At 67.6% G+C, this 25,228-nt stretch carries 23 protein-coding genes; 16 read left to right on the top strand and 7 right to left on the bottom strand.

Annotation, left to right across the window (positions count from 1 at the left end; all coding sequences use genetic code 11):
* On the bottom strand, positions 1-636 hold the full coding sequence (gene queE / locus Q4S45_RS09430) for a 7-carboxy-7-deazaguanine synthase (protein ID WP_305511257.1): 636 nt from the start codon (positions 634-636) through the stop codon (positions 1-3).
* 183 nt (positions 637-819) lie between these two features.
* On the opposite strand from queE, the gene Q4S45_RS09435 reads away from it, so the two are divergent.
* Together Q4S45_RS09435 and Q4S45_RS09440 are read left to right on the top strand one after the other, a co-directional pair.
* The gene (locus Q4S45_RS09435; protein WP_305511259.1) at positions 820-1,797 is read left to right on the top strand and encodes a sensor histidine kinase; all 978 of its coding nucleotides are present in this window, start codon (positions 820-822) and stop codon (positions 1,795-1,797) included.
* A gap of 62 nt (positions 1,798-1,859) precedes the next feature.
* Complete coding sequence (locus Q4S45_RS09440; RefSeq protein ID WP_305511261.1) at positions 1,860-2,855, top strand: sensor domain-containing diguanylate cyclase; 996 nt, start codon at positions 1,860-1,862, stop codon at positions 2,853-2,855.
* A gap of 181 nt (positions 2,856-3,036) precedes the next feature.
* Here Q4S45_RS09440 and Q4S45_RS09445 read toward each other — a convergent pair whose 3' ends face one another.
* From Q4S45_RS09445 to Q4S45_RS09455, 3 genes are all read right to left on the bottom strand, one after another.
* A complete protein-coding gene (locus Q4S45_RS09445; protein ID WP_305511263.1) occupies positions 3,037-3,906 on the bottom strand; it encodes a hypothetical protein in 870 nt (289 codons plus the stop codon).
* Between the two features lie 110 nt (positions 3,907-4,016).
* Positions 4,017-5,102, bottom strand: coding sequence for an acyl-CoA dehydrogenase (locus Q4S45_RS09450; protein ID WP_305511265.1), 1,086 nt, complete (start codon positions 5,100-5,102; stop codon positions 4,017-4,019).
* Between the two features lie 37 nt (positions 5,103-5,139).
* Positions 5,140-6,093 (bottom strand): YafY family protein, encoded by a 954-nt coding sequence (locus tag Q4S45_RS09455; RefSeq protein WP_305511267.1) that lies wholly within the window; start codon positions 6,091-6,093, stop codon positions 5,140-5,142.
* An 87-nt stretch (positions 6,094-6,180) separates the two neighbouring features.
* Between Q4S45_RS09455 and Q4S45_RS09460 the strand changes: the two genes are divergently transcribed.
* The 6 genes from Q4S45_RS09460 to Q4S45_RS09485 all read left to right on the top strand — a co-directional run bounded on the left by Q4S45_RS09460 (position 6,181) and on the right by Q4S45_RS09485 (position 11,778).
* Positions 6,181-6,819 carry a LysE family translocator gene (locus Q4S45_RS09460; RefSeq protein ID WP_305511269.1) on the top strand — a complete coding sequence of 213 codons (639 nt, stop codon included), beginning with the start codon at positions 6,181-6,183 and terminating at the stop codon, positions 6,817-6,819.
* An 80-nt stretch (positions 6,820-6,899) separates the two neighbouring features.
* Complete coding sequence (locus Q4S45_RS09465) at positions 6,900-8,504, top strand: methyl-accepting chemotaxis protein (RefSeq protein WP_305511271.1); 1,605 nt, start codon at positions 6,900-6,902, stop codon at positions 8,502-8,504.
* A 22-nt stretch (positions 8,505-8,526) separates the two neighbouring features.
* A complete protein-coding gene (locus tag Q4S45_RS09470; RefSeq protein ID WP_305511273.1) occupies positions 8,527-8,925 on the top strand; it encodes a hypothetical protein in 399 nt (132 codons plus the stop codon).
* A 1-nt stretch (position 8,926) separates the two neighbouring features.
* Entirely contained in the window at positions 8,927-9,184 is a 258-nt protein-coding gene (locus Q4S45_RS09475) for a DUF5985 family protein (protein WP_305511275.1), read from the top strand.
* A gap of 4 nt (positions 9,185-9,188) precedes the next feature.
* Positions 9,189-9,470, top strand: a complete 282-nt coding sequence (locus tag Q4S45_RS09480) for a DUF5985 family protein (RefSeq protein ID WP_305511277.1) — start codon at positions 9,189-9,191, stop codon at positions 9,468-9,470.
* Entirely contained in the window at positions 9,457-11,778 is a 2,322-nt protein-coding gene (locus Q4S45_RS09485; protein WP_305511279.1) for an ATP-binding protein, read from the top strand. The genes Q4S45_RS09480 and Q4S45_RS09485 overlap by 14 nt, the downstream gene beginning before the upstream one ends.
* Before the next feature lie 309 nt (positions 11,779-12,087).
* Here Q4S45_RS09485 and Q4S45_RS09490 read toward each other — a convergent pair whose 3' ends face one another.
* Positions 12,088-12,516 (bottom strand): NUDIX hydrolase, encoded by a 429-nt coding sequence (locus Q4S45_RS09490; RefSeq protein ID WP_305511281.1) that lies wholly within the window; start codon positions 12,514-12,516, stop codon positions 12,088-12,090.
* Positions 12,513-16,130 (bottom strand): response regulator, encoded by a 3,618-nt coding sequence (locus Q4S45_RS09495; protein ID WP_305511283.1) that lies wholly within the window; start codon positions 16,128-16,130, stop codon positions 12,513-12,515. The genes Q4S45_RS09490 and Q4S45_RS09495 overlap by 4 nt, the downstream gene beginning before the upstream one ends.
* Positions 16,131-16,336: 206 nt before the next feature.
* Between Q4S45_RS09495 and Q4S45_RS09500 the strand changes: the two genes are divergently transcribed.
* The 3 genes from Q4S45_RS09500 to Q4S45_RS09510 all read left to right on the top strand — a co-directional run bounded on the left by Q4S45_RS09500 (position 16,337) and on the right by Q4S45_RS09510 (position 19,167).
* Positions 16,337-17,803 carry an iron-containing redox enzyme family protein gene (locus Q4S45_RS09500; protein WP_305511285.1) on the top strand — a complete coding sequence of 489 codons (1,467 nt, stop codon included), beginning with the start codon at positions 16,337-16,339 and terminating at the stop codon, positions 17,801-17,803.
* Entirely contained in the window at positions 17,803-18,750 is a 948-nt protein-coding gene (locus tag Q4S45_RS09505; protein WP_305511287.1) for a class I SAM-dependent methyltransferase, read from the top strand. Before Q4S45_RS09500 ends, Q4S45_RS09505 begins: the two co-directional genes overlap by 1 nt.
* A gap of 72 nt (positions 18,751-18,822) precedes the next feature.
* A complete protein-coding gene (locus Q4S45_RS09510; RefSeq protein WP_305511289.1) occupies positions 18,823-19,167 on the top strand; it encodes a hypothetical protein in 345 nt (114 codons plus the stop codon).
* 121 nt (positions 19,168-19,288) lie between these two features.
* On the opposite strand, the gene Q4S45_RS09515 is transcribed toward Q4S45_RS09510, so the two are convergent.
* The gene (locus tag Q4S45_RS09515; protein ID WP_305511290.1) at positions 19,289-20,485 is read right to left on the bottom strand and encodes a DUF2863 family protein; all 1,197 of its coding nucleotides are present in this window, start codon (positions 20,483-20,485) and stop codon (positions 19,289-19,291) included.
* A gap of 175 nt (positions 20,486-20,660) precedes the next feature.
* Between Q4S45_RS09515 and Q4S45_RS09520 the strand changes: the two genes are divergently transcribed.
* The 5 genes from Q4S45_RS09520 to Q4S45_RS09540 all read left to right on the top strand — a co-directional run bounded on the left by Q4S45_RS09520 (position 20,661) and on the right by Q4S45_RS09540 (position 25,212).
* Positions 20,661-22,172 (top strand): DUF4331 domain-containing protein, encoded by a 1,512-nt coding sequence (locus Q4S45_RS09520; RefSeq protein WP_305511291.1) that lies wholly within the window; start codon positions 20,661-20,663, stop codon positions 22,170-22,172.
* Between the two features lie 14 nt (positions 22,173-22,186).
* Complete coding sequence (locus Q4S45_RS09525; RefSeq protein ID WP_305511293.1) at positions 22,187-22,438, top strand: hypothetical protein; 252 nt, start codon at positions 22,187-22,189, stop codon at positions 22,436-22,438.
* Between the two features lie 76 nt (positions 22,439-22,514).
* A complete protein-coding gene (locus Q4S45_RS09530; RefSeq protein ID WP_305511295.1) occupies positions 22,515-23,699 on the top strand; it encodes a lipopolysaccharide assembly protein LapB in 1,185 nt (394 codons plus the stop codon).
* Positions 23,696-24,826, top strand: a complete 1,131-nt coding sequence (locus Q4S45_RS09535; protein WP_305511297.1) for a HupE/UreJ family protein — start codon at positions 23,696-23,698, stop codon at positions 24,824-24,826. The genes Q4S45_RS09530 and Q4S45_RS09535 overlap by 4 nt, the downstream gene beginning before the upstream one ends.
* On the top strand, positions 24,823-25,212 hold the full coding sequence (locus Q4S45_RS09540) for a DoxX family protein (protein WP_305511299.1): 390 nt from the start codon (positions 24,823-24,825) through the stop codon (positions 25,210-25,212). Before Q4S45_RS09535 ends, Q4S45_RS09540 begins: the two co-directional genes overlap by 4 nt.
* The last annotated feature ends 16 nt before the right edge of the window (positions 25,213-25,228 follow it).

Below are 25,228 nucleotides of genomic sequence, written 5' to 3' on the forward strand. Positions count from 1 at the left end.
TTAAGGTATCTGTAAAAGTTTATGGGTTTGCAAGCTCAGCTTCCACTTCGGGTGGCGCTTGCAGGTCTCGATCGCCAGGCGCGTGTTGTGTTCGGCCAGCGGGCCGTCCATCGGCTGCACGAAAAAATTGTCGAAATCGAGCTGTTCGTAGGCGCCCAGGTCCTGGCCCGTCTGCGGGATCACGACCTTGATTTCATTGCCTTTTTCTACCACCAGCGTCGAACCCATCTTGGGGCTGACGCAGATCCAGTCCACCCCGGCCGGCACCGGCAAGGTGCCGTTGGTTTCGATCGCGATCTCGAAGCCTGCGCGGTGCATCGCGTCGATCAGCGGCGCGTCGAGCTGCAGCAGCGGTTCGCCGCCGGTGAAGACGACGTACTTGCTGGCCGGATAACTGGCCGGCCACAGGGAGTCGATTTCCGCGGCCAGCGCCTCGGCCTGGGGAAACTTGCCGCCCCGTTCGCCATCGGTGCCGACGAAGTCGGTGTCGCAAAAGGTGCAGGTGGCGGTGGCGCGGTCGCTCTCGCGGCCGGTCCAGAGATTGCAGCCGGAAAAGCGGCAGAACACCGCCGGACGGCCGGCGTGCGCGCCTTCGCCCTGCAAGGTGTAGAAAATTTCTTTGATGCTGTAAGTCACTGTAAACCTCAATCGTCAACCGGTCATTATACCGCGCCGGCGGCTCCACCGCCGGGGGCAGGTCCGCATGACCAGACCCCAGGCAGTAGATGCTCTAGCGTAAGAGTTGACTTGAGACAAGACGCCCTGCCCGCTGCGCGGTAATCTCAGCCTCACGCCTTGATCCATGTCGCAAAGGATGCCATGAATCCCGTACCGCGCCGACTTGCCGCCACCGCCCTCGCGCTTGCCGCGCTGGCCGCGTCCGCCGCGGCGGCGTCCGGCGCCTGGCCGGCCATGCAGCCGGCGGTGCTGGTCGCAGGCCTCTGGCTGACGCTGGTCGGCTGGGGTTTTCGCGGGGCGCTCGCACACCACCTGCGCTTCAGGGACCGCCTGGCGTATTGCGAGACCCAGCTGGCCACGGAGCGCCACGCGCGCACGCAGGCCGAGCGTTCGCTGGCCGACGCTCACGCCTCCCTGTGCCGCCTGATCGGCCAGCAGGAACAGGTGCGCGAATGCGAACGCAAGCGCATCGCGCGCGACATCCACGACGACCTCGGCCAGCACCTTCTTGCGCTGAAGATCGAGTTGTCGGTGATCCAGGCGCGCGCCGGCCTGACCGATCCGCGCATCCAGCAAAAGGTCGGCAGCCTGCTGGCCAACCTGGACCTGTCGATCGCCTCGCTGCGCACAATCATCAACGACCTGCGCCCGCCCGCGCTGGCCCAGGGCCTGCAGTCCGCGATCCAGGCGCACATGGCCGAATTTTCGCGCGTGAGCGGCATCCGCCATCACTTCGACGCCAGCGGCGATGCGTTCGGCGCGGCCGCCGATCCGGCGCTCGAAGCGATGCTCTTCCGCATCATGCAAGAGGCGCTGGCCAACGTCGTGCGCCATGCGCAGGCAAGCGAAGTGAAGGTGGCGCTCGAGCACCATGGCGGGCGCCTGAACCTGAAGATCCAGGATAACGGCGTGGGCATGCCCGCCGGCGACGACCACCGGGGCTGCGGCCTGCCCGGCATCGCCGACCGCATCGCGGCCGCGAACGGCACGTTCGTCATCGACAGCGCGCCGGGCAAGGGAACGACCCTGTCGCTGTCAGTCCCGCTGGCGCCGTCCGCAGCCCCTGTTGCAAGCACCGAAACCTTGTTGAAGATCAATAATTGCGTGAAGTCATCGTAGCAAAATTAGAACTTGTCGGCAGTCAATCATTTGCCCACCGGACAATTTTCACAGGACCGCACATGCACACCACCACGCTACAACGCAGCGCCCCGATGGCGCCGCCTCTTCACCAGGATGCGTTCGCCGCCCGCCTGATGGAAATGCTGGCCATACCCGCTTTTGTGCTCGATACCGGCTGTAAGGTGATGATCTGGAACCGCGCCTGCGAGCGCCTGACCGGGGTGCCCGGCTATGAGGTGATCGGAACCTCCGACCATTGGCGCAGCTTTCATGAAGCGCCGCGGCCCAGCCTGGCCGACCTGGTGATCCAGAACCGCACGGACGAGATTCACCAGATCTATCCGCGCCAGGTCAAGCAGGCCGGCCCGGTCGGCAACCTGTGTGCGGAAAGCTGGTGCGAGATGCCGCGCGTGGGCGCGCGCCGCTACCTGGCGTCCGACGCCAGCCCCATCCTGGACGACGACGGCGCGCTGGTGGCGGTGGTGCAGACCGTGCGCGACATGACCGACGAGAAGATGGCGCAGATCTCGCTCGAGCAGCTGGCCACCCGCGACGGGCTGACCGGGCTGGCGAACCGCCGCTGTTTCGACGAAACCCTGCACGCCGAATGGGCGCGCGCGCAGCGCCAGAAGCAGCCGCTATCGCTGCTGATGGTCGATGTCGACAACTTCAAGGCCTACAACGACGCCAACGGCCACCTGGGCGGCGACGAATGCCTCAAGCGCATCGCCAGTGCGGTCGCGAGCGAGATGCGCGCCAACGACTTGGTAGCCCGCTACGGCGGCGAGGAATTCGCGGTGATCCTGCCGAACCAGTCGCTCAAGGGCGCGGCCATCGTGGCCGAGCGGATCCGCTGCCGCGTCGAACGGCTGATGGTGCCGAACGTGGGCGCCGCGCCCGGTCACGTGACGGTCAGCATCGGCGCCGCGACGGCACTGGCGTCGCCCGAAGCCAGCGCGAGCCAGCTGGTGGCCATCGCCGACGCGGCGCTGTACCGCGCCAAGCACATGGGGCGCAACCGGATCAGCCTCCCGGTGGTCGAGCCGATGGGCTGAGTGAACATTTGCCCTGCCCGCAGAATCGGGGTCTGGTCCTGCGGACCTGACCCCATGTTCAGAATTTCGACGGCGCCGAGGGCGACATCAAAATGGGGTCAGGTCCGCAGGACCAGACCCCGACGGTGCGCGCTGCAGACTTAACTTAGCATCAGGGGCCGGCCCGCGAGGTCAGCCCAAGTCAATGCAGGTGCGTGATCCGGTCCCACCCGTGGCGCACCGCCGCCTTGAACTTGCCCCACGCCGTGCCAGGGTTGTTGGTTTCCCACTCGCTGCGCAGCGCCGGCTCGACATCCTTCCATAACTGGCCGCGATAGGTCTCCCCGGTCGCCATCTTCGACCCGTAGCGGTAGGCCGGCGCGTAGTCGTCATACTGGTTGCCCGCGCCGCTGCCGGCGTAATTGGCGTTGTAGTGGCTGCGATAGTAGCGCTCGTCCTCTTCCGACAGGTCCGACAACGACGGCTCGGCAACGTGCGAAAACACCTTCACGGGACTGCGCGCCGCCGGCGGCACCGCACCCGGCCCTTCCGGGATGATGGCGCGCTGCTCCGAACCCGCGCTGCTGCCGCCCTGCATGCTGCCCTGCGCGCTCTGCTGCGACATCGCCGCCGACTGCTGCTGCGCGCCCATGCCCATGCGGATCGCTTCGCCGGCCATCGGACCGCCGCTCCACTCGGCGACCTTCTCGTCGATATCGACCGGGCCGTAGCGCTCGACGATGGCGGCCGCGCGCTCGACTTCCGGCTCGTCGGCAGTGGTCATGGTCAGCACGTGATGGCCGCGCGTGACGGCATCGGAGTATTTCTGCACGTACACGCTGTTGTCGGTGCCAAATATATTGGACAGGAAGGTGCGGATGCTGTCGGTGATGGAGCCGCCGCTGGGGGCGGGTTCGGCCGTGGCGGCGCCCGTGATCGCGCTGTCGCGCCCGGTGGGGTCGCCTTCGCTGAGGCGGATGTCCGGGCGCGGAAAACCGGACAACACCAGCTCCTCGACGGCGGACTGGGCGTCCCCGCGATTGTCGAATACGGCAATAAGTGTGCGTTTCATGATGGTTCCTCCGAGAGGTTTCGGGCCACCAGATCCGGGCTTCCGGCAAGAGCGGCCCATTTCACCCAGAGTACCGCAATCGGCCTGCGGGCCGCGCACCATTGCCCGGCTTACGGCAAGAGAAGCGTGTGCTGGGTCGCGGTGTGGAAATCGCGCCAGACGCGGTTGATTTCCGTGTCGCCGCTGGCCGCGTACAGGCCGCAGAAAGGATACAGTTCGTCGACCGCCTTGCGCGCCACGCCGACCAGGTCCAGCGACGCCGCATGCAGCGCCTGCGTTTGCGGCGCGCGGCTCGCCAGCACCTCTCCCCACGCCTGGTCGAGCAGCCGATAGAACGTGGCGCGGGCGGCATTGAAATTCGCCTGCGCCTCGCGCACCCGCCCCGCAACGCCAGGCGCCTCGAGCAAGGGGATGCCGCTGACCGGCTGCTTGCGGCGCGCGATGCATGGCGCCGCCAGCTCCAGGAAATGTCCTGCCATGCCGGCCGCGTTGACTGCCAGCGTGACATACGCCAGCGACATGAAGGGAAAGCGGTACAGCGGTCCGTCCGCGGTCGCGTGGGCGGCGTCGATCTGGAAGCCGTGCGCGGCGCCCACCCAGCGGTGGTCGATGCGGTAGCTGTGCGAGGCCGTGGCGCGCAGGCCGATACTGCGCCAGGACGGCACCAACTCGACGTCGCCAGCGGGCACGATGAAGGCGCGGATGCGCGGTGAGCCGGCGGCGTCGAGCAGGACCTGTCCATGCTCGCGCAGGATCGCGTTGAGCGTGAAATGGGTGGCGAACGGCGCGCCGCTGGCGTAGTCCCAGCGGCCCGTCAGGCGGAAGCCGTCGCCGTCGATGTCGGCGTGGCCGGTCGGGGCGCCGCTGCCGGCGACGCACACGCGGCGCGTGCCGACGATTTCGCGCGCCAGCGCCGGCGGCAGGAATCCGGCGAACCAGCCGGCGCCGGCGCACAAGGTCACAGTCCAGCCGATGCTGCCGTCGCATGCCGCGAGCCGCTCTTCCAGCCGCACCACTTCCGGCAAGGCCAGCTCGAATCCGCCCGCCGAACGCGGCGCCAGCATGCGCAGCCAGCCGCGCCGGTGCAACAGGGCCTGCTGCACCGGGCCGATTGCGCCGTCGGCGTCGGCCTGGGAGGCGCCCGCAAGAATCCGCCGCAGGTCGCGCGCGCGCAGGTCGAGTCGTTTCTGGTCCATCCGTTTCGCTTTCAATTTTTAAATGGGGAGCAGCATATCAGGCCGGGCCGGCCATGCGAAGCAGGCGCGCGGCCAGCGCGGCGACGTGCGCGCGCAGCGCCGGCGGGTTGACCACCTCGGCCTCGAACGGCGCGGCGCACAGCTGGCGCGCGAACCAGTCCAGGTCGTCGGCCTGGCTGCGCAGCAGCACGCCGCCTTCGCACGGCGCGAAAAAGCCGATTTCGTCGCTGAAATGGCGCGCGGCGCTGGCCAGGTCGGTGCGCAGCAACACCTCGACGGCGTGAAGGCGCGGCAGGGCGGCCATCGAATCGCGCAGGTAGCCCAGCGCATCGAATCCTTGCGGACGCAGGAAGGACGCCGGCCTCGCAACGACGCCGGCGATGCGGTCCACGCGAAACGAGCGCATCGCCGCGCGCAGGCGGCACATGCCCACCACGTACCAGCAGCCGTTGCGCAGCGCCAGTCCATACGGGTCGATCTCGCGCTCGCTGCGTTCGCCGCCGGCGCCCCGGTAATCGAGCAGCACGCGCTGCTGCGCCAGCGCCGCGGCCGACAGAGCGACCAGCGCATCGTTGGCCTCGGGCGGCGAGCCGCCGGCCAGATCCAGCTGCACCGTCTCGCCGATCGCGCGTACGCGGCGCTTCAGGCGGTCCGGCATGATGCGCTCGAGCTTGGCCTGCGCGCTTGCCACTGCGGGCGCCGCCTCGGCCAGCGCCACGCCGCGCGCGGCGATCAGGCCGACCGACAGGGCCAGCGCCTCGTCGTCGGTAAACATCATCGGCGGCAGCTTGAAGCCGGCCATCAGCGCGTAGCCGCCGTCGCGCCCGCGCCGCGTGGTGATCGGGATGCCGATGCCGTCGAGCGTGGCGATATAGCGGCGTACGGTGCGCGCGTCGATGGCCAGCCGCGCCGCAATTTCGGCGCCGCTCAGCTGGGCATGGGTCTGCAGCAGTTCGAGCACTGCAAGCACCCGGGTGGTCGGATGGTACATGGCAGGACAATAACAGATTATTAGGGCCAAATCTGTCCTGTATTGGGTGGACACTGTGTTTTGCGATCGACCAACCAGGAAAACACAATGATCAGCACCACCAGCCTCTGGCTCTACTTTATCGTCGTCTTCGGCATCGTCGCCTTGCCCGGCATGGACATGGCCTTCGTGATGGCCACCGCACTGCTGGGTGGCAGGCGCGCGGGCATCGCGGCCGTGGCAGGCATCGTCGCCGGCGGCTTGTGCCACCTGGTCATGGCCGGACTGGGCGTGGCGGCGATCCTGCGCTGGTCCCCCGCGCTGTTCCAGATCATGCTGGCCGGCGGCGCCGCCTATATCGCGTGGATGGGCGTGGGCTTCCTGCGCAGCAGCGGCATCGCCCTGCCCGGCAACGGCAGCCCGATCGCCGACCCGGCCCAGGCATTTCGCCGCGCCATCGTCACCAACCTGGTCAATCCCAAAGCGTACATCTTCATGTTCGCGATCTTCCCGCAATTTCTGCAGCCGGCAACGGGGCCGGTATGGCTGCAGGCGGGCGCGCTCGGCACGATCACCGCGCTGACGCAGGCCGCGGTGTACGGCGCCCTGGCGCTGGCCTCGAGCGGCGCCGCCGGCTGGTTCGCGCGCAACCCCGGCGCCAGCGTCACCGTGGCGCGCGTCACCGGCGCGTTGCTGCTCGGCGTGGCGGCCCTGACGGCGGCGCAAGCGGTTAGTTCCATTCGATAAATATTTTTTCCCGTTAGTTATTATTACCGCTACAATCTTTGCACCTTTCGGTTGGCGCTTCGATAATAAATGGAACGGGTATGAAAATAGCAGATGTACGAATCGGGAATCGCCTGAACGTCAGCTTTGCGCTGGCCACCGCCATGCTCGCCGTGGTCGTGATCCTGGGCGCGACGCGTCTCATTGGCGTGAGTACCGGCGTGGACGCGGCAATCAAGGACAACTTTTCGGCGGTGGACGACATCGGCCACGCGAAAGGCGCGCTCGAACAGCAGTCGCGCCACCTGCGCGACGCCTTGCTGGCAGCCGACGGGGCGCGCATGGCGGCCGAGCTCGACGCCGCCGACCGCCTCGGCGCGCAGGCCGACGCGATGCTGTCCCGGCTTGGCGAACGACTGCCGCTGCCCGGCCTTGCCGCCTTCGGCACCCAGCGCGAGCGCCTGGCGCGGCTGGCGCGCTCCGGCCAGAAGGACGCGGCGATGGCGGCCCTGCCCACGCTGGCGGCCGCCGAACAAGCCTATTTCGATGCCCTCGACCAGCTCGCCGGCGCCCAGGCAAGCCAGTTGCGTGAGCGCGCCGGCAACGCCACCGACGGCGCCGTGTTTGCCAGCCGGGAGTTGATCGTCATCGGCGCAATTGGCGCCGGCCTCAGCACGTTTACGGCCTGGTACCTGGGCCTGGGCATCGTGGCGCCGATCCGCCATTCGGTGAAAGTGGCACGCACTGTCGCCTCGGGCGACCTGTCGAGCCACATCGAGGTGCGCTCGCGCGACGAAGTGGGCCAGCTTTCGGCCGCGCTCAAGGAGATGAACGACAGCCTGGCGCGCATCGTCGGCCAGGTGCGCAGCGGCACCGACACGATCGCCCGGGCGTCGCAGGAAATCGCGGCAGGCAACCAGGACCTGTCGGCGCGCACCGAGCAGCAAGCTTCCACGCTGGAAGAAACCGCGTCGTCGATGGCGCAGCTGACCGGCACCGTCGGCCACAACGCCGACAACGCCGCGCAGGCCAAGGCGCTGGCGCTGGCGGCGTGGGACCTGGCGGTCCACGGCGGCGACGTGGTCGGCCAGATGGCCACGACGATGCAGTCGATTCACGCCGGATCGCGCCGGATCGCCGAAATTGTCGGCGTGATCGACTCAATTGCGTTCCAGACCAATATCCTGGCGCTGAACGCGGCGGTCGAAGCGGCGCGCGCCGGAGAGCAGGGTCGCGGCTTTGCGGTCGTGGCGGGCGAAGTGCGCAACTTGGCGCAGCGCTCGGCGGCGGCGGCGCGCGACGTCAAGCTGTTGATCGACGCTTCCGGCGATGAAATGGCGGCCGGCGCGCGCCTGGCCTCGGACGCCGGCCGCAGCATGACCGACATCGTCGGCGGCATCGGCCGCGTCAGCGCGCTTGTCAGCGAAATCGCCGACGCCAGCAGCGAACAGCTGGCAGGCATCGTCCACGTCAACGCCGCGCTGGCCCAGATCGACCAGGCGACCCAGCAAAATGCCGCGCTGGTCGAGGAAGCGGCAGCGGCGGCCGCGTCGATGCGCGCCCAGGCGACCGAACTCGCCGCCGCGGTAGACTGGTTCACGCTGTCCGCGCAGGACGCCAGGCGTCCCGCACTGGCCCCGGTGATTGCACTGGCGCACGATTGCGCACCGCAGGAATTGTCGGAATCGCATAAAATGCGCGCTTGATTCAATTCTGCCTGGAAACCCCGTGCCTGCACGCGAGCAGCCCCCCATCCCGGAAGACCTGCGCCGCTTTGTGCTGACCGGAATCCCGTCCGTGCCCTTCCTCGAAGCGCTGCTGTTGCTGCGCGGCGATCCGGATGGAACCTGGCTGGCCGCCGACGTTGCCCGCAGGCTGTACGTGCGCGAACGCGACGCCCAGGCGCTGCTGGAACGCCTGTGCCATGCGGGCATGGCGCGTCGCTGCGGCGACGACGGCAAGGCCATCTGTTACGATCCCGCGACGCCGGCCCTGGCCGATCTGATCGACCGCCTGGCCGAGCTGTACGCGCGCCAGCTGGTGCAGGTCACCACGCTGATCCATTCGACGCTCGACCGCAAGGCGCAGCAGTTTGCCAACGCATTTACTTTGCGCAAGGACTCCTGACATGGCAGAGACCATCTATACCCTATGCACGCTCACCTCGCTCGCCTGCGGCTGGCTGCTGCTGTCGAGCTACCGCCGCACCGGCCATCGGCTGCTGTTCTGGAGCGGCCTGTGCTTTGTCGTGATGACTCTGAACAACATTTTGCTGCTGCTCGACAAGCTGGTGCTGCCCGACACCGACCTGAGCACGGTGCGCATGGGCACGGCGCTGGTGGCCTTGCTGCTGCTACTGTACGGCCTGATCTACGAAAAGGAGTGAGCCCATGATGAACGCGATCCTTACTGGGGCGATCGGCATGGCGTCGTTTGTCATCGCGCTGTTTTTCCTGCGCTTCTGGCGCGATGCCGGCGACCGCTTCTTCCTGTATTTCGCGCTGTCGTTCGCCATCGAAGGCGCGCACCGGCTGGTATCGATGGTCGTGTTGAGCAGCCAGGAGGATTCGCCGCTACACTATCTGATCCGCCTGCTGTCGTATGGCTTGATCTTGTGGGCGATCCTGGAAAAGAACTGGCCCCGCGCCAAACCGCGCAATGAAAGCAACTGATCCGATGTCGCACCTCCGGCCCTCCAACTTCGTCCTGCTGGTCGAACACCCTGCCGCGCCGGTTGCGGGCATCGACAACATCTGCGCCGAACTGGACGTGGTCCTGGTGCGCGCGGCCACCGCCGCCGACGCGGCCGAGCTGGCGCACAAAACGCCGTTCCTGCTGGTACTGGCCACGGTGCCGGGCGATGGCGCCGGCGCACCTGAACTGGTGGGCGAACTGGCCGCGTTCGGCGCGCCGGTCATCATGCTGGCGCCGCAGGCCGGCCCTGCGTTCCCGCTCGAGCGCTGCTACGAAGCCGGCGCAGCCGATGTGCTCGCCGGCGCCGTGTCGCCGCTGATTCTGCGCGCCAGGGCACGGTTCCTTTCCCATGCCGCGCACGCGGCGCGCGAGCGGCGCCTGGTGCACGACGCGCTGCTGGACAGCCACGTGCGGCTCGACAACACGGCGACCTACGGCGAACTGGCGCTGTGGAGCTGGGACATCAAAGCCGACCGCGTCACCGCCGACGTCGCGATGCAATTCCTGTTCAGCGTCACGCCCGCGCAGGCCGCCGGCGGCCCGGTCAGCGCCTACTACGCGGCCATCCATCCCGCCGATGCCCCGCAGAATGAACTCAACATCCAGCGCGCGATCGAAACCGGGATGACGTACGAGTCGCGCATGCGCGTCAGGGCCATCGACGGCGAGTATCACCTCGTGCTGTCGCGCGGCCAGGTGCTGTACGACGCCGACGGCAAGCCCCAGACCATGCGTGGCATGGTGCGCGACATCACACGGGAAACACAGGCCCAGGCAGACCTGCGCGAGAGCGAGGAACGCTATCGCGCCTTGTTCGAAGCAATCGACGAAGCAGTCTGCATCATCGAGATGATCTACGACGACGCCGGGGCGCCGGTCGACTACCTGTTCCTCGAGACGAACAAGGCGTTCGAACAGCACACCGGGCTGGTCGGCGCGGCCGGCAAGACCGTGCTCGAACTGGTTCCGGGCCACGACACGCACTGGATGAAACTGTACGGCGACGTCGCCCGCACCGGCGTGCCGGTCCGGCATGAAAACGAGGTCGGCGTAATGAACCGCTGGTTCGACGTCTACGCTACCCGGGTCGGCGCCGAGGGCAGCAACAAGGTCGCGGTGCTGTTTACCGATATCAGCGAACGCAAGCTCGCCGAATTCGAACTGCAGCGCCTGGCCGACGACCTGAAGGAAGCCGACCGCCGCAAGACCGAATTCCTCGCCACGCTCGCCCACGAACTGCGCAACCCGCTGGCGCCGCTGCGCAGCGGGCTGCAGGTGATGCGCCTGTCGGCCGGCGACCGGGCGGCCACCGCGCGCGTGACGGAAGTGATGGAGCGCCAACTCGCGCACATGGTAGAACTGGTCGACGACCTGCTCGATGTCGCCCGCATTACGCGCGGCCAGGTGGAGCTCAAGCACGCCCACATCGACCTGAAGGACGTGCTCGACCTGGCGGTGGAAACGGCGATGCCGGCCATCGACGACCGCCACCACCGGCTCGACATCCGGCCAGCCGGCGAGTCCCTGCCTCTGTTTGCCGATGCGACGCGCCTGATCCAGGTCGTCAACAATCTGCTCAATAACGCCGCCAAGTACACGCCGCACGGTGGCACGCTGACGCTGGCGACTCGCCGCGATGGGGCCGAAGCGGTATTGACCGTGACCGACAACGGCGTGGGGATCGCGCCGGAGGCGCTCGACGAAGTATTCGGCATGTTCAACCAGGTGGGGCGCAGCCGCGACCGCACGCATGGCGGGCTCGGGATCGGGCTGTCGCTGGTGCGCAGCATGGTTGAACTGCACGGCGGCAGCGTGTCGGCCGCCAGCCCCGGGCCGGGCCGGGGCAGCACCTTTACCGTGCGCCTGCCGCTGGCCGTCGCCGCCGCGCCTTCCGAGGAGCCGGCGCCGGCGCCGCCGGCGGCGGTGCACAAGGTGCGCGTGCTGGTGGTGGACGACAACCGCGATGCGGCCGACACCTTGTCGGCGCTGCTCGACCTGCTTGGCCACAATGCCCAGGTTGCCAACGACGGCCGCGCCGCGCTCGACGCGATGCAGGACTTCAGGCCGCAGGTGGTATTCCTCGACATCGGGATGCCTGGCATGAACGGTTACGAAGTGGCCGAGGCGATCCGCAACGACCGGCGCTTCGACCAGCCCTTGTTGGTCGCCCTGACCGGCTGGGGCGGCGAGGACGACCGCCAGCGCACCAGCGCGGCCGGCTTCGACCTGCACCTGACCAAGCCGGTGGACTTGGGCGAAATCGAGAAGATGCTCGCGGGGGTCTGACCCGTTCCTTGGGTCAGACCCTAATGCCGTTAAGTTAAGCATCGGCAGCGTGCGCATCGTCGGGGTCTGGTCCTGCGGACCTGACCCCATGTTGAGAATTTCGACGACATCGAGAGCGCTTAGATGTTTTTGGTACCGAAAGATACTGTTTCGATAGTTTGCGGCCAAATCAAAATGGGGTCAGGTCCGCAGGACCAGACCCCCGGTTCTACGATTCGCGCCAACTTTCACCTTAACTTAACAGCATTAGGGTCCGACCCTGGAATGGATGCTGAAAACCAGGGTCAGACCCAAAGAAGGGGTCAGACCCTACCACTCCAGCGCCGTTAGCCGCTGCGCCATCCTCGGCCAGCACAGCTTGGCCAGCTGCGAACGCTCGACCCAACGATAGGCATCCACTTCTGGCGTCTCGTCGCCGGTCTGGTGATGCGGGAAAAAGCTGGTGCACACCAGGTGATCCAGCGATGCCAGCTCGTCGCCGCTGCGCACCAGGTACAGGTGCAGGCGCTTGTCCGGCCGGTAGTCGAACAACCCGAGATCGGTGAAACGATCGGCGTCGAATGCGATCCCGGCCTCCTCGCGCAGCTCCCGCATCGCCGCTTCCAGCGTGGTCTCGCCTTCGTCCTGCATGCCTTTCGGGATATCCCACTTGGGCGTATGGGTCACATGGCACAGCAGCAGCTGGCCGGCGGGATTGACCACCAGCGTGCCGCACGAAACGGGCAGGTGTCCCTTCATTTCTTCCTCCCCGCAGCCGCGCGCAGCGCGCGTTCGAGCGCATCGATGCTGACCGGCTTGGTCAGGTGCTGGTCGAAGCCCGCCTCGCGCGAGCGCTTGACGTCGTCGCCGGCGCCCCAGCCGGTCAGCGCCACCAGTTCGACCTGTTCCATGCCAGCGCTGGCGCGGATCGCGCGCGCCACTTCATGCCCGTTCATGCCCGGCATGCCGATATCGAGGAACACCAGGTCGGGCACGGCCCGCCGCGCCGCCTCGAAGCCGCTGCGACCATCGAGCGCCACTTCGGCCTGGTGGCCCAGCATCGACAGCAGCGCCGACAGGCTCTCGGCCGCGTCGGCATTGTCGTCCACCACCAGCACGCGCAGGCCGCTTGCCGGGCTGTCCGCGTCGGCGACGGCGCCGGCCGCGGCGCGGCCGCTGTCGCCGAGCGGCAAGCGCAGCGTGAAGGTGCTGCCCTCGCCGCGCCCTGCGCTGGCCGCCGCCACGCTGCCGCCGTGCAGTTCGGCCAGTCGCCGCACCAGCGACAGGCCGATGCCGAGGCCGCCCTGGGCGCGGTCGATATTGCCGCGCACTTGGGTGAACATGTCGAACACGGTGCCCAGCGCTTCGGCCGGGATGCCGATGCCGCTGTCGCTGACCGCCACCACCGCCTGGCCCTCCTCGGTCCACGCGCGCACGGCGATGCGCCCGCCGGGCGGCGTGTACTTGGCGGCGTTGTTCAGCAGGTTGCTGAGCACCTGGACGATGCGCGTGCTGTCGACCTCAAGCATGATCGGATCGGCCGGAAGCTCAACCGTGAGCGCATGGCCGCTGGCCTCGACCAACGCGGCGCCGGTTTCCAGCGCCATCGCCACCAGCGACTTCAGCTCCGCCGGCTCCTTCTTCAGTTCGATCTTGCCGCGCGTGATGCGGGCCACGTCGAGCAGGTCGTTGACGAGGTGGATCAGGTGGCCCAGCTGGCGGTCCATCATGCCCAGGATGCGCGTCAGCGCTGCCGGTTCGGGCGGCGCCATGCGCAGCAGGTCGAGGCCGGTGCGGATCGGCGCCAGTGGATTGCGCAATTCATGCGCCAGCGTGGCCAGGAACTCCGACTTGCGGTGATCGGCTTCCGACAGGTCGGCGGCGACGCGGCGCAACTCGTCCTCCGCGCGCTTTTGCTCGGTGATGTCGCGCGTGACGGTGGCCAGGCCGATGATCTCGCCGCGGTCGTCGCGCACCGCAAAGCCCTTGAAATACACCGGCGCCACCTCGCCAGTGGCCAGGTGGGCGAAGCGCAGCTCGCCCTCCCAGCGCGCCGGCGCACCCGTCAGCGCAGGCAGCACTTCGTCGAGCACGAACTGGCGGCTTTCGGGCGCGAAGAAGTCGGCCAGCGAGTAGTTCGATATCGGCGCGTCGGCGGCGATGCCCGACAGGCGCCGCCCGGCCGGGTTGAGGAACATGCCCATCGAGTCCGGCGTGGCGATGCCGATGAAGTCGGGCGACTGTTCGGCCACCGCGGCCAGCCGGCGGATGCCCTCCTCGGCCAGGCGCCGGTCGGTCTCGTCGCGAAAGTACAGCGCGATGCCGCCGTCGGGCGTCGGGCAGCTGTTGATCTCGAACCAGCGCCCGAAAGGATCGTAATAAGCCTCGAACTTGACGTGGGTGCGTTGCTCCACGCTGCGCCGCAGCCCTTGCTCGATGGCGCCGCCGCGCAGCTCGGGAATCGCGTCCCACAGCACGGCGCCCACCAGCGCCTGTCGCCCGGCGCCGGTAATCTGCTCGGCCGCGTGGTTGGCGTAGCTGATGCGCCAGTCGCCGCCGATGGCCAGGAAGCCCTCGCTGATGCTCTCCAGGATGTTGAGCGAGCGCGCCTCGGCCGCCAGCCGTTCCTGCGCCTCGTGGCGCTGGCCGATCACCAGCGAGGCGGTGTTGGCCAGCAGCGCCAGCGCCTCCTGCTGTTCCTCGCCATGCTCGCGCAGGTCACGGCAGTACCAGCAGAACACGCCCAGCACGGCGCCCGACGGCGCCAGGATCGGCAGCGAGCGGCACGAGCGCAGGCCGTGCGCCTGCGCCAGCGCGCGGTAGGCCGGCCAGCGCTGCTCGAGGCCGATGTCGGCCACCGCCACCACCTCTCCGCTGGCCGCGGCCAGCGCCTCCGGCCCCGCCTGGACTCCCGGCGGCAAGGCGTCCAGGCCGTCGAGGAACTCTTGCGGCAGGGTCGGCCCGGCGGCCTGGCGCAGGCTCCCGCGTTCGCCGTCCGCCAGGCGGATCGCTGCCATGCCGGCACCGCCCGAGAAGTCTTCCGCGGTACTGGCCAGGACATCGAGCACATCGCCCAGCGGCGCATCGCTGACGGCCAGTTCGAGCGCGCTACGCTGGCCTTCCGCCAGCAGGCCGGCCAGGGTACGCTCGGTGACGTCGATGCCGTGCACCAGCACGCCCGAGATCGCGCCGTCGGCCTCGCGCAGGGCGATGCAGACCGCATCGACGAAGCGCTGCTCCAGCGCGCCGCCTTCGCGGCGCAGCAGCATGCGCTGGTTGCGGTCTTCGACCGGCTCGCCGTCCCGATAGACCGCGCCGTACTGTTCCAGCAGGCCCTGGTCTTCGAGTTCGGGCAGGGCCTCGCGCACCGTGAGTCCGAGCAGCGGCCGATCGCCGACCAGTTGCATGAAGCGCTGGTTGGCGAACTCGAACTTGTGCTCCGGGCCGCGCATTACGCACATGAAGGCGGGCGCGCGCTGGAAGATGTCGGCCAGGCGGTCGCCCGCCGCTTCGACCTGGCGAAACAGGCGTTCGCGTTCGGCCTCGATCTCCGCCAGCTGCTCGGACGCGAGCTTTTCGGCGGTCGCGTCGCGGAAGATATGGGCATAGCCGCGCAGCTTGCCCGCATCGTCGCGCAGCGGAACCATCACACCCTCGGCAAAGAAGCGCGATCCGTCGCGGCGCACATGCCAGCGCTTGTCCGTCGCGCGGCCCGTTTCCAGCGCCAGCGCCCGCTGGGCCCGCGGCACGCCGGCGGCGCGGTCCTCGTGCGTGAAGATCATGTCGGCGCTGCGCCCGCGCGCGCTGCCGGCATCCCAGCCGAGGATATCGAAGGCGCCGCCTTCCCATTCGGTGACGACGCCCTCAGCATCGGTGCCGATGAAGGCATAGTCGCGCGTGCTGTCGAGGATCAGGCGGATGCGCTCGTCGCGCGCGCGCAGCGCGGCCTGGTGGCGCTGATGGTGCAGCAGCGCGATGGCGGCGGTCTTGCGGTACAGGTCGATGAATACCGATACCCGCGCGCGCAGCACCACAGGGTTGAACGGCTTGGTGATGTAGTCCACCGCGCCCAGCGCGTAGGCTTGTTCGACCGGGAACGCGTCCTGGCTGGCGGCGGTCAGGAAGATGATCGGCAGTTCCTGCGAGCGCGGGTGGCGCCGCATCAGCGCCGCGGTGTCGAAACCGCTCATGGTAGGCATCTGCACGTCGAGCAGCACCAGTGCGAACGAGTGATCGAGCACCGCGCGCAGCGCCTGTTCGCCCGAGCCCACGCTGACCAGTTCTTCGTCAAGCTCGGCCAGCACCGATTCGAGCGCCGTCAAGTTGGCCGGTTGGTCGTCCACCAGGAGAATCTTGACTTTCTTCTTATTCATTTGCTGGCGGCACGTTCAAATCCTGTCTGACAGTGTGAGTTTGCAAATGTAGGCTGCGCACAATTGGAAGTCAACGGCGGCAAGGAACCTGGGCCATGTAATCCCACTCTTACAGAAGCGCGGCGCGGCCGCCTCTTTCACGCGTGCATCTTTTTTTGCACACTAGTCAAGATTTAGCCTTCCCGACAATAACGACGAGACCCAACATGCCCGAGCAAGCAGCCTCCCTGCCCCGCGACCAACACCACGCGCCCGCCCGCAGCGGCGCCATGCGCCAGCTTTACCTGGACCTGAGCGAGCGCGACATCCAGCCGGCGGCGCGCGATCAAGCGGCGCAGTGGCTGCAGGCCCGGCTCGACGCAGCGGGCCCGGCGCCATCGCCGCTGCCGCGCGGCGCCGAGCAGTTCGCCGCCTGGAGCGCCGCAAACACCGCCGCCGTCGGCGATCAGTACAAACAGTACCTGGCCGAGCGCAAGGCCGGCGCGCCGCGCCGCTACTTTGGCAGCAAGGCCCACGCGCTGTACTTCCTCAAGGGCGTGGCGCCGACCAAGCTGGTTGACGGCGCCTGGTTGTTCGGCCTGCTGAAGCACTGGGAAAATGGCGCGATGGCGCCACTGATCACCACCTACCTGGAGGAGCTTGGCAACGGCGTGCCCGAGAAAAACCACGTCGTCATCTTCCAGCAGCTGATCGATGCGCACGGCAGCAATCAGTGGCAGACGCTGCCCGAGGACCATTTCGAGCAGGGCCTGGTGCAACTGGCGCTGGCCCACAATGCCGACCAGTTCCTGCCCGAGCTGATCGGCTACAACCTCGGCTACGAACAGCTGCCGCTGCACCTCTTGGTCACCGCCTACGAACTGAACGAACTGGGCATCGACCCATATTACTTCACGCTGCACGTCACCGTGGACAATGCCGACACCGGCCACGCGCGCAAGGCGTGGGAAGCGCTGCAGAAGCTCACGCCGCAAGTGGGCGACGCCGACGAATTCCTGCGCCGGGTGGAGGCTGGCTACCGCCTCAACGACCTGGGCGTGGGCACCGAGGCGGTGATCGCTTCGTTCGACCTGCACGCGGAGCTGGTCGGCATCCTGCGCGCGAAAAGCGCGGTCGGCAAGAACATGCACTCGGACTATTGCAAGGTCGGCGGGCGCACGCTCAACGACTGGCTGTCCGATCCCGACAATGTGCCGCAGCTGCTTGCGGCGCTGGAGCAGCAAGGCTGGTTCACGCGCGGCGAGCCGCCCGAGGACAGCCGTTTCTGGGGCCTGATCCAGGGCGACCGCGCGCAGATGTTCGGCGTGTTCAGCGCCTACGAGCAGCAGGTGCTGCACGACTGGATCGCCACGCCGCCGCATCCGGCCGATGCCGCGCGGGTGCCGCGGCTGGCCACCCACCGCGCCTTGCAGCGCGCCGCCTCGGCGCTGGAAGGCCCGCCGCGCCGCATCCGCGAAAGCGCCGAGCGCGGCCTGATCCGCCACCGCTTCCCGGACGACGAGCATGCTTGGGAAGCGATCGCCTGCGAACTGCGGCTGCTGGAAGCGAAGCTTGCGGCATCCGATAGCAAGGAAGAAGCGATCGCTATGCTGACCGCGCTGATGTCGCCGGCCAGCCACCACACGTCCGCCGGCCTGATGGCCACGCGGATCTTCTCGAAGCTGTTCGCCTGATGGACCGCCACGGCGCCCTACTCGAACTCGGGCGGGCGCTCGCGCGGACCGGATATCGCCACGTCACCGTCACGCCGGCGACGCACCAGCGGGTGCTGCGGCGCGACCCCGTTGGCGCAGCAAGCCTCGCCGATATCTTCGGCTGGAGCCGACGCTTCCGCGCGTGCGAACTGCCGCAGCCGATGATGGAACTGATGCAGGCCGCCGGCGTGGCGTGCGCCGACGGCGACGGCTGGCGCAGTGCCGTGCGCGTGACGAGCCTCGATGGCCAGCTGTATCTCCACTCGGCGTTTCCCACCAGCGCCGCCAATGCCGTGTTCTTCGGCCCGGACACCTACCGCTTTCTGCGCGCGCTCGGGCAGGAGCCGGACCGCCCGGTCGCCCGCGCGATCGACATCGGCTGCGGCAGCGGCGCCGCCGCCATCGCCATTGCGCTGCGCTGGCCGAACGCCGAGGTGCTGGCGGTAGACATCAACGACGAAGCGCTGCGGCTGGCCGCGGTCAACGCCGAACTGGCCGGCGCCGCCAATGTGCGCACGCTGCACAGCGACCTGCTGTCCGGCGTCGACGGCAGCTTCGACCTGATCGTCGCCAATCCGCCCTACCTGCTCGATCCCAGCGAGCGCGCCTACCGGCACGGCGGCGGCGAACTGGGCGCCGGGCTGTCGCTGGCGATCGTGGACGCCGCGCTGGGGCGGCTGGCGCCGGGCGGACGGCTGCTGCTGTACACCGGCGTGGCCATCGTCGACGGGGCCGACCCGTTCCTGGCGCGCATCGCGCCGGTGCTCGACCGCGCCGGGGTGGACTGGCGCTACGAAGAGATCGATCCCGACGTGTTCGGCGAGGAGCTCGACGAAGCCGGGTACCGCCGCGCCGACCGCATCGCCGCGGTGTGGCTGCGGGTTGATTCAACCGTGCGCCGCAGTAAGGGCGAATCGGGCGCTTGAGGTATATTGGGAAGACATTCCCGCGCATTGCATGCCGCCGGAATCGCCCTCCTGCCACAACAAGGTGCGAACATGTCAGACAGCCATCACTCCGAACCCGAAATTCCGTTTCGCACCCTGCTGTACCGCTTCATGTTCTTCGAATGGATGTTCGCCGACATGAGCGCGGCGCGCGACCTGTTCGAGCGGCACGCGGCGTGGCAGCACAATCGCCGCATGTGCCGCTACCTGCCGGTGTATCTGCGCCGCTGGTCGGTGCTGACGTTCTTCGACTTCGGGCTCGGCATGCTGTTCGAGCGCGCGCTGCAGGCCAGCCTGCTGTCGGCGTGGTTCTTCACCTGGTCGTGCGTGAGCCTCACCGGGATGGTCGTCATTTCGGTCGCGTGGATCGTGCTGTCGAACGCGAAGATGTCGTGATTCCGGTTGTCGTTCCCGCCACCGGCGGGAACGACTTCCTGCGAAGGCAGGAACCCATGCTGAATCTGAGTTCACCGAAACGACCGCTCAGTATAGTTTCCTGCCTACGCAGGAACGACAGTCAGGCGGTTCTTACGCCAACGGCCTGTCCATCGGCGTCGAACTTGTCCGCCACCGACACCGCCTGAATCCCCATCGCGCGCAGCGCTTCGCACAACTCGTCGAGCTCCGCCTCCACGTCGCCGGCCAGGTCGAAGCCCTTTTCGGCCGACACCATCGGCCCGTCCTCGCCGCCGCGGTACAGGTTGATCCGCAACGTCAGCTCGTCCCCGGAAGCGGCCGGCGCGACGATCGCACTCAGTTCGGCCGGATCGACCGCGTGAGCTTCAAGCGCCTGGCCGATCTCCGACATCACGCCCAGCATCGCCAGTTCGGCCATGCCCTGCTCCTTGGCGCCGTAGAACAGGTCCTGGTACAGGAAGTTCAGCGACACCGATGAAGGATCGGCCGCCAGGCAGGCCTGCAGCAGCGGCGCCGCGTCCAGCGTCCACTGGCGGTAGCGCTCCATGCGCGCGTCGTACCATGCCTCGGCCGCAGCCTCGCCGGCCGGCTCGGCGTAGAACGGATCGTCGGCGCGCCGGCGCACGAAGCCCAGCAGGAAGCGCAGCTCCATCGCTTCGTCTTCCGGCGCGAAACCGCCTCCGGACCAGCCGGCGATGCTGGCCGACAGCACCGGCGTATCGACCATCTTCTTCTCGCTCATCGTCGCGGCCACTTCGCGCAGCATGTCGTTCAGCTGGCTGTAGCTGATGCGGTCGATTTCGTCGAGGTCGTAGGCGTGGCTGATCAGGACAACGGTGGCGTCCGCGCTCTCCAGCCCGGCCTGCTGAAAGCTGGCGCGCAGCAGTTCGAAAGCGGCGACGTCCTGGAACGTCTGCTCCTGTTTCAAGCCGCCCGTCGTGCTGACGAACACCGGCACCAGGAAGGCGTCGATCTCCTCGGCCGGCCGGCCCTCGCGCCGCAGCGTGGTGGTCGCGGCGGCCTCCTCGACCTTGCCGCGCAGGTAGCCAAACGCGCCGGCGTCGGTGAAGCGGGCCTGCTCGATCGCGCCGTACAGCACCTCGTCGTTCTTCTTGCGCAGCGCATTGCGCACCAGGCGCGCCAGTTCCGCTTCCTTTTCGCGCAAGGCGGCGGGATCGTCCTCTTCGCGTTCGGCGATGTCGAGCGCCAGGTCGGCCAGCGCCTGCGCCATCTGCTCGGTATTGTCCTCGGGCGCGGAGGCGGATTTTCGAGGGACTGGGCGCTTATTCTTTGGCATGGGAAACGGACGGGCGGTTTGTAAAACGCTATGGTAGCAAACGGCGTTCATATTTGATTACAACTTTCACAAATTGACATCATGTGTTCGTTACTTAACATTGCGCCAATGATCAGCCTGATACCGTGTTTGTCCTGAACAACCAGTTTTCTAAACCACGAACGGGACCCGCATCATGAAGAAAATGAAGAGCCAACATCGGGCGCTGGCCGCGCTGATTTCGAGCCTCATGCTTGCGGGCGCGTTCGGCCCCGCGCACGCATCGAGCCACCGCGAAGCGCCGTTCCTGACGAACGCGCCGAAAGTCGACGGAACCGACTTCTACATGTTCCGCAGCTATGAACCAGGCCGCGACGGTTACGTCACCATGATCGCCAACTACATCCCGTTCCAGGATCCGCAGGGCGGCCCGAACTTCTACCAGTTCGACCAGAATGCGCTGTATGAAATCCATGTCGACAACAACGGCGACGCCAAGGAAGACATCACGTTCCAGTTCCGTTTCACGAACACCTCGAAACATACGCCGCTGACTGTCGGCGGCAAGCAGGTCATGATCCCGCTGATTAACTCGGGCACCATTTCCGGCGTCAATCCGGCCACGCTGAATGTGCGCGAGACCTTCAGCATCGACATGGTCAAGGGCGACCGCCGCGCAGGCGCCGCCGGCCGCACCCACCTGACCGCCACCGGCGGCGGCTCCTCGTTCGACAAGCCGGTCGATAACATCGGCGACAAGACCTTCGGCGGCGCGAGCGGCTACGAGACCTACGCCAACCAGCATATCTACAACGTCTCGATGGGCGCCTGCGGCACCGGCCGCGTTTTCGTGGGCCAGCGCAAGGAGCCGTTCTACATCGCCGTCGGTAAGATCTTCGACCTGTTCAACCTGAATCCGCTGGGGCCTGAAAACGGCGGCAACGCCAACGACCTGGAGAAGAAGAACGTCAGCTCCATCGCGATGGAAGTGCCGATCGCCTGCCTGACCAGCGGCAGCGAGCCGGTGATCGCGGCGTGGACCACGGCGAGCATGCGCCAGGGCCGCCTGCTCAATCCATCGCCGGCGTCGGGCATCAACAACGCCACCAAGGAAGGCGGTGCCTGGAGCCAGGTATCGCGCGTCGGCATGCCGCTGGTGAACGAGGTCGTGATCGGCATGGACGACAAAGACCGCTTCAACACCTCAAGGCCGACTGGCGACGCGCAGTTCGCCACCTACGTCACCAATCCGACCCTGCCGGCACTGGTCGAGACGCTGTTCCCGACCGCGAAGGCGCCGACCAACTTCCCGCGTACCGACCTGGTGGCCGCGTTCCTGACCGGTATCGCCGGTGTAAACCAGTCGAAGTCACAATCGACGGTCGTCACGTATGAAGCGCTGCGCCTGAACACCTCGATCCCGCCGACCCCGATCGCCAACCAGAACGTGCTGGGCGTAGCCGCTGGGGACAATGCCGGGTTCCCGAACGGACGCCGTCCGGCCGACGACGTGGTCGACGTGTCGCTGCGCGTGGCGATGGGCGCCCTGTGCGTACTGACCGGCGCGACCGACACCCTGAAAGTGGGCTGCAAGCCAGCGGACGCACCGGCCGGCGGCGCCGCGCTGACCGACGGCGTGCGCAAGGCGGCGACCGACTTCAAGCCAGCCTTCCCTTACCTGAACACGCCGCTGCCAGGCAATCAATAAGCCAAGGAGACACCATGGATAAATCTAAACTCAGCGCGATCGCCGTGGCGGTCCTCGCGGCTGCGGGCCTGGCGGCCTGCGGCGGGACCGAGACGACGATCTTCCCGGTCCCGGATCCAACCCAGACCACGCCGGCGGCCGATGCCTTCTTCTCCGTCGTTTCTGGTATTGTTTCGACAACGTCGGAAGACGGTTTGCCGAAGGACCCGATCGACACCATCGTCGCGACCGCGCCGGAAGACACTCAGCCGGAGCCGGTCGGCTAATCCGCGCACCGCTCGCATCACCACGGCTGGAACCGGGCTCACAAAAGGCCGGTTCCAGTTTTTTTGCAAGGGCTCCATGAACGCAGCATTACTCTTTCGACGACTGCTCCCTGCGCTGCTGCCGATGCTGTGCGGCGCCGTGTTCGCCACTCCCTACATTCCGAAAGACGGCAAGCAGGTGCTCGAACACCTGCCCAGCCGCGCCGACCCGGTGCAGCGCGAACTGATGCAAATGCGCGCCGCCTTGTCGGCCAATCCGAACGATCTCGCCCGGGCCGCCGCGCTGGCGCAACGCTACATCGAACAGGCGCGCACCGAAGGCGACCCGCGCTACCTGGGCTACGCGCAAGCGGCGCTGGCGCCGTGGTGGAAGCTGCCGGCGCCGCCCGACCAGGTGCTGGTGCTGCGCGCGACGCTCCGCCAGAGCACCCACCAGTTCCAGGCCGCGCTGGCCGATCTGGACGCCGTCCTGAAGCACGACAGCGGCAACGCTCAGGCCTGGCTGACCCGCGCCACGGTGCAGCTGGTGATCGGAGACTACGCCGCCGCCAAGGCCAGCTGCATGCGCCTGGCCATGCGCGCGCCGTCGCTGGTCACGCAGACCTGCCTGGCCAACGTCGCCAGCGTCAACGGCGACGGGCGCGCCAGCTATGCGCGCCTGAAGGCCACGCTCGAACGCCAGCCGGACATCGATCCCAACCTGCGCAGCTGGGTTGAGACGCTGATGGCGGAAATGGCCGCGCGGCTCGGCGAGGACGCCGACGCCGAGGCGCTGTACCGCAAGGCGCTGGCCGCCGGCGAGCCGGACAGCTACCTGCTCGGCGCCTGGTCCGATTACCTGCTCGATCATGGCCGCGCGCCGGAAGTGGTCAGGCTGCTCAAGGACAAGGGCCGCGTGGACGCGCTGCTGCTGCGCTACGCGATCGCGTTGAAGACGCTTGGCGCGCCGGACGCCCGCGCGCAGGCCGACGCGCTGCGCGCGCGTTTCGACGCCGCCATGCTACGCGGCGACACCGTGCACCAGCGCGAACAGGCGCGCTTCGAACTGGCGCTGCGCGGCGACCCAAAGGCCGCCGTCAAACTGGCGCTGCAGAACTGGGCGGTGCAGAAGGAGCCGGCCGACCTGCGCATCCTGGTGGAGACGGCGGCCGCCAGCGGCGACGCCACCGCGACGAAGACAGCGCTGGACTGGATCGCGAAAACGAAGATCGAGGACCGCGCCATCACCGCGCGGGCCGCAAAGCTGAAGGTGGCGCCATGATCCGCCGTCTGATGGTTGCCCTGCTGGCGTTGCTGCTCGCTGCGCCGGCGCTGGCCCACAAGCCGAGCGACAGTTACCTCACCCTCAAGGTCGAAGGCAGGCAAGTCACCGGCCAATGGGACATAGCCCTGCGCGACCTCGACATGGCGATCGGCCTGGACGCCGACGGCAACGGCGAGCTGACCTGGGACGAGGTGCGCGCGAAGCACGCAGCCATCGCCGCCTACGCCCTGTCGCGCCTGTCCCTCGCCGTGCCGAAAGCAGGCGCCTGCCCGCTTGCCGTGACCGGACACCTGATCGACGACCACAGTGACGGCGCCTACGCCGTGCTGCACCTGCAGGCGGCCTGCCCCGCGGAGGCGGCCACGCTCGACGTCGAGTACAAGCTGCTGTTCGACATCGACCCGCAGCACAAGGGGCTGCTGCGGCTCGAACACGGCGCGCTGACATCGACCGCCATCTTCACGCCCGACAGCGCGCACCAGTCGCTGCAAGTCGACGGCGCATCGCGCTGGCGCCAGTTCGCCGACTACGTGAAGCACGGCGTCTGGCATATCTGGATCGGCTACGACCACATCCTGTTCCTGCTCTCGCTGCTGCTGCCGGCGGTGCTGGTCCGGCGCGACGGCAAATGGGACGGCGGCGCCAGCTTCCATGCGTCCTTCATCGACGTGCTGAAGATCGTCACGGCGTTCACGCTGGCGCACTCGATCACGCTCAGCCTGGCGGCGCTCGGGGTGCTGTCGATCGCGTCGCGGGTGGTCGAATCGGCGATTGCGCTGTCGGTGGCGCTGGCGGCGCTGAACAACATCTGGCCGCTGTTTCACGGGCGCCGCGCGCTGGCCGCGTTCTGCTTCGGCCTGATCCACGGTTTCGGCTTCGCCAGCGTGCTGCTCGACCTGGGCCTGCCGGCGACTTCGCTGCTGCTCTCGCTGGTCGGTTTCAATGCGGGCGTCGAATTGGGGCAGCTGACCATCGTTGCGATCTTCCTGCCGCTGGCGTTTGCTGCGCGCCGAACGGCGTTTTACCGCAATGTGGTGCTGGTGGGCGGATCGGCGCTCATCTTCGCAATCGCCACCGTGTGGCTGGCCGAGCGCCTGCTGAACCTGAAGATCATTACCGCATGATGGCCGGACGTTTGCTGCTCGCCGTATTCTTCGTTGTCGCCGGCGTGTTGCATTTCGTGCTGCCGGACACCTACGCGAAGGTGATGCCGCCTTGGCTGGGTTGGCACGCGCAATTGGTGGCGATCAGCGGCGCCTGCGAAATCGCCGGCGGCATCGGAGTGGTCGTGCCGCGGCTGCGGCGCGCGGCCGGATGGGGCCTGATCCTCCTGTCGATTGCGGTCCTGCCGGCCAATGTGCAAATGCTGCTCGATGGTCTGGAGGCCGGACGTCCGGCCTGGCAGATTGGGCTGCTGGTCCTGAGGCTGCCGCTGCAGGCATTGTTAATCTGGTGGATCTGGCGCGTCGCCGCTTCCGCTGAACCCGGGGCTCTGGTCCTGCGGACCTGACTCCATCTTCATCGTC

Origin of the sequence: Massilia sp. R2A-15, assembly GCF_030704305.1 — a bacterium.
Classification (GTDB): Bacteria; Pseudomonadota; Gammaproteobacteria; order Burkholderiales; family Burkholderiaceae_D; genus JAFCUW01.

Coding starts and splice junctions, on each gene's coding strand:
- Q4S45_RS09435 (WP_305511259.1), top strand. CDS start 820: ATGAATCCCGTACCGCGCCGACTTGCCGCCACCGCCCTCGCGCTTGCC.
- Q4S45_RS09440 (WP_305511261.1), top strand. CDS start 1,860: ATGCACACCACCACGCTACAACGCAGCGCCCCGATGGCGCCGCCTCTT.
- Q4S45_RS09445 (WP_305511263.1), bottom strand. CDS start 3,906: ATGAAACGCACACTTATTGCCGTATTCGACAATCGCGGGGACGCCCAG.
- Q4S45_RS09450 (WP_305511265.1), bottom strand. CDS start 5,102: ATGGACCAGAAACGACTCGACCTGCGCGCGCGCGACCTGCGGCGGATT.
- Q4S45_RS09455 (WP_305511267.1), bottom strand. CDS start 6,093: ATGTACCATCCGACCACCCGGGTGCTTGCAGTGCTCGAACTGCTGCAG.
- Q4S45_RS09460 (WP_305511269.1), top strand. CDS start 6,181: ATGATCAGCACCACCAGCCTCTGGCTCTACTTTATCGTCGTCTTCGGC.
- Q4S45_RS09465 (WP_305511271.1), top strand. CDS start 6,900: ATGAAAATAGCAGATGTACGAATCGGGAATCGCCTGAACGTCAGCTTT.
- Q4S45_RS09475 (WP_305511275.1), top strand. CDS start 8,927: ATGGCAGAGACCATCTATACCCTATGCACGCTCACCTCGCTCGCCTGC.
- Q4S45_RS09480 (WP_305511277.1), top strand. CDS start 9,189: ATGATGAACGCGATCCTTACTGGGGCGATCGGCATGGCGTCGTTTGTC.
- Q4S45_RS09485 (WP_305511279.1), top strand. CDS start 9,457: ATGAAAGCAACTGATCCGATGTCGCACCTCCGGCCCTCCAACTTCGTC.
- Q4S45_RS09490 (WP_305511281.1), bottom strand. CDS start 12,516: ATGAAGGGACACCTGCCCGTTTCGTGCGGCACGCTGGTGGTCAATCCC.
- Q4S45_RS09495 (WP_305511283.1), bottom strand. CDS start 16,130: ATGAATAAGAAGAAAGTCAAGATTCTCCTGGTGGACGACCAACCGGCC.
- Q4S45_RS09500 (WP_305511285.1), top strand. CDS start 16,337: ATGCCCGAGCAAGCAGCCTCCCTGCCCCGCGACCAACACCACGCGCCC.
- Q4S45_RS09505 (WP_305511287.1), top strand. CDS start 17,803: ATGGACCGCCACGGCGCCCTACTCGAACTCGGGCGGGCGCTCGCGCGG.
- Q4S45_RS09510 (WP_305511289.1), top strand. CDS start 18,823: ATGTCAGACAGCCATCACTCCGAACCCGAAATTCCGTTTCGCACCCTG.
- Q4S45_RS09515 (WP_305511290.1), bottom strand. CDS start 20,485: ATGCCAAAGAATAAGCGCCCAGTCCCTCGAAAATCCGCCTCCGCGCCC.
- Q4S45_RS09520 (WP_305511291.1), top strand. CDS start 20,661: ATGAAGAAAATGAAGAGCCAACATCGGGCGCTGGCCGCGCTGATTTCG.
- Q4S45_RS09525 (WP_305511293.1), top strand. CDS start 22,187: ATGGATAAATCTAAACTCAGCGCGATCGCCGTGGCGGTCCTCGCGGCT.
- Q4S45_RS09530 (WP_305511295.1), top strand. CDS start 22,515: ATGAACGCAGCATTACTCTTTCGACGACTGCTCCCTGCGCTGCTGCCG.
- Q4S45_RS09535 (WP_305511297.1), top strand. CDS start 23,696: ATGATCCGCCGTCTGATGGTTGCCCTGCTGGCGTTGCTGCTCGCTGCG.
- Q4S45_RS09540 (WP_305511299.1), top strand. CDS start 24,823: ATGATGGCCGGACGTTTGCTGCTCGCCGTATTCTTCGTTGTCGCCGGC.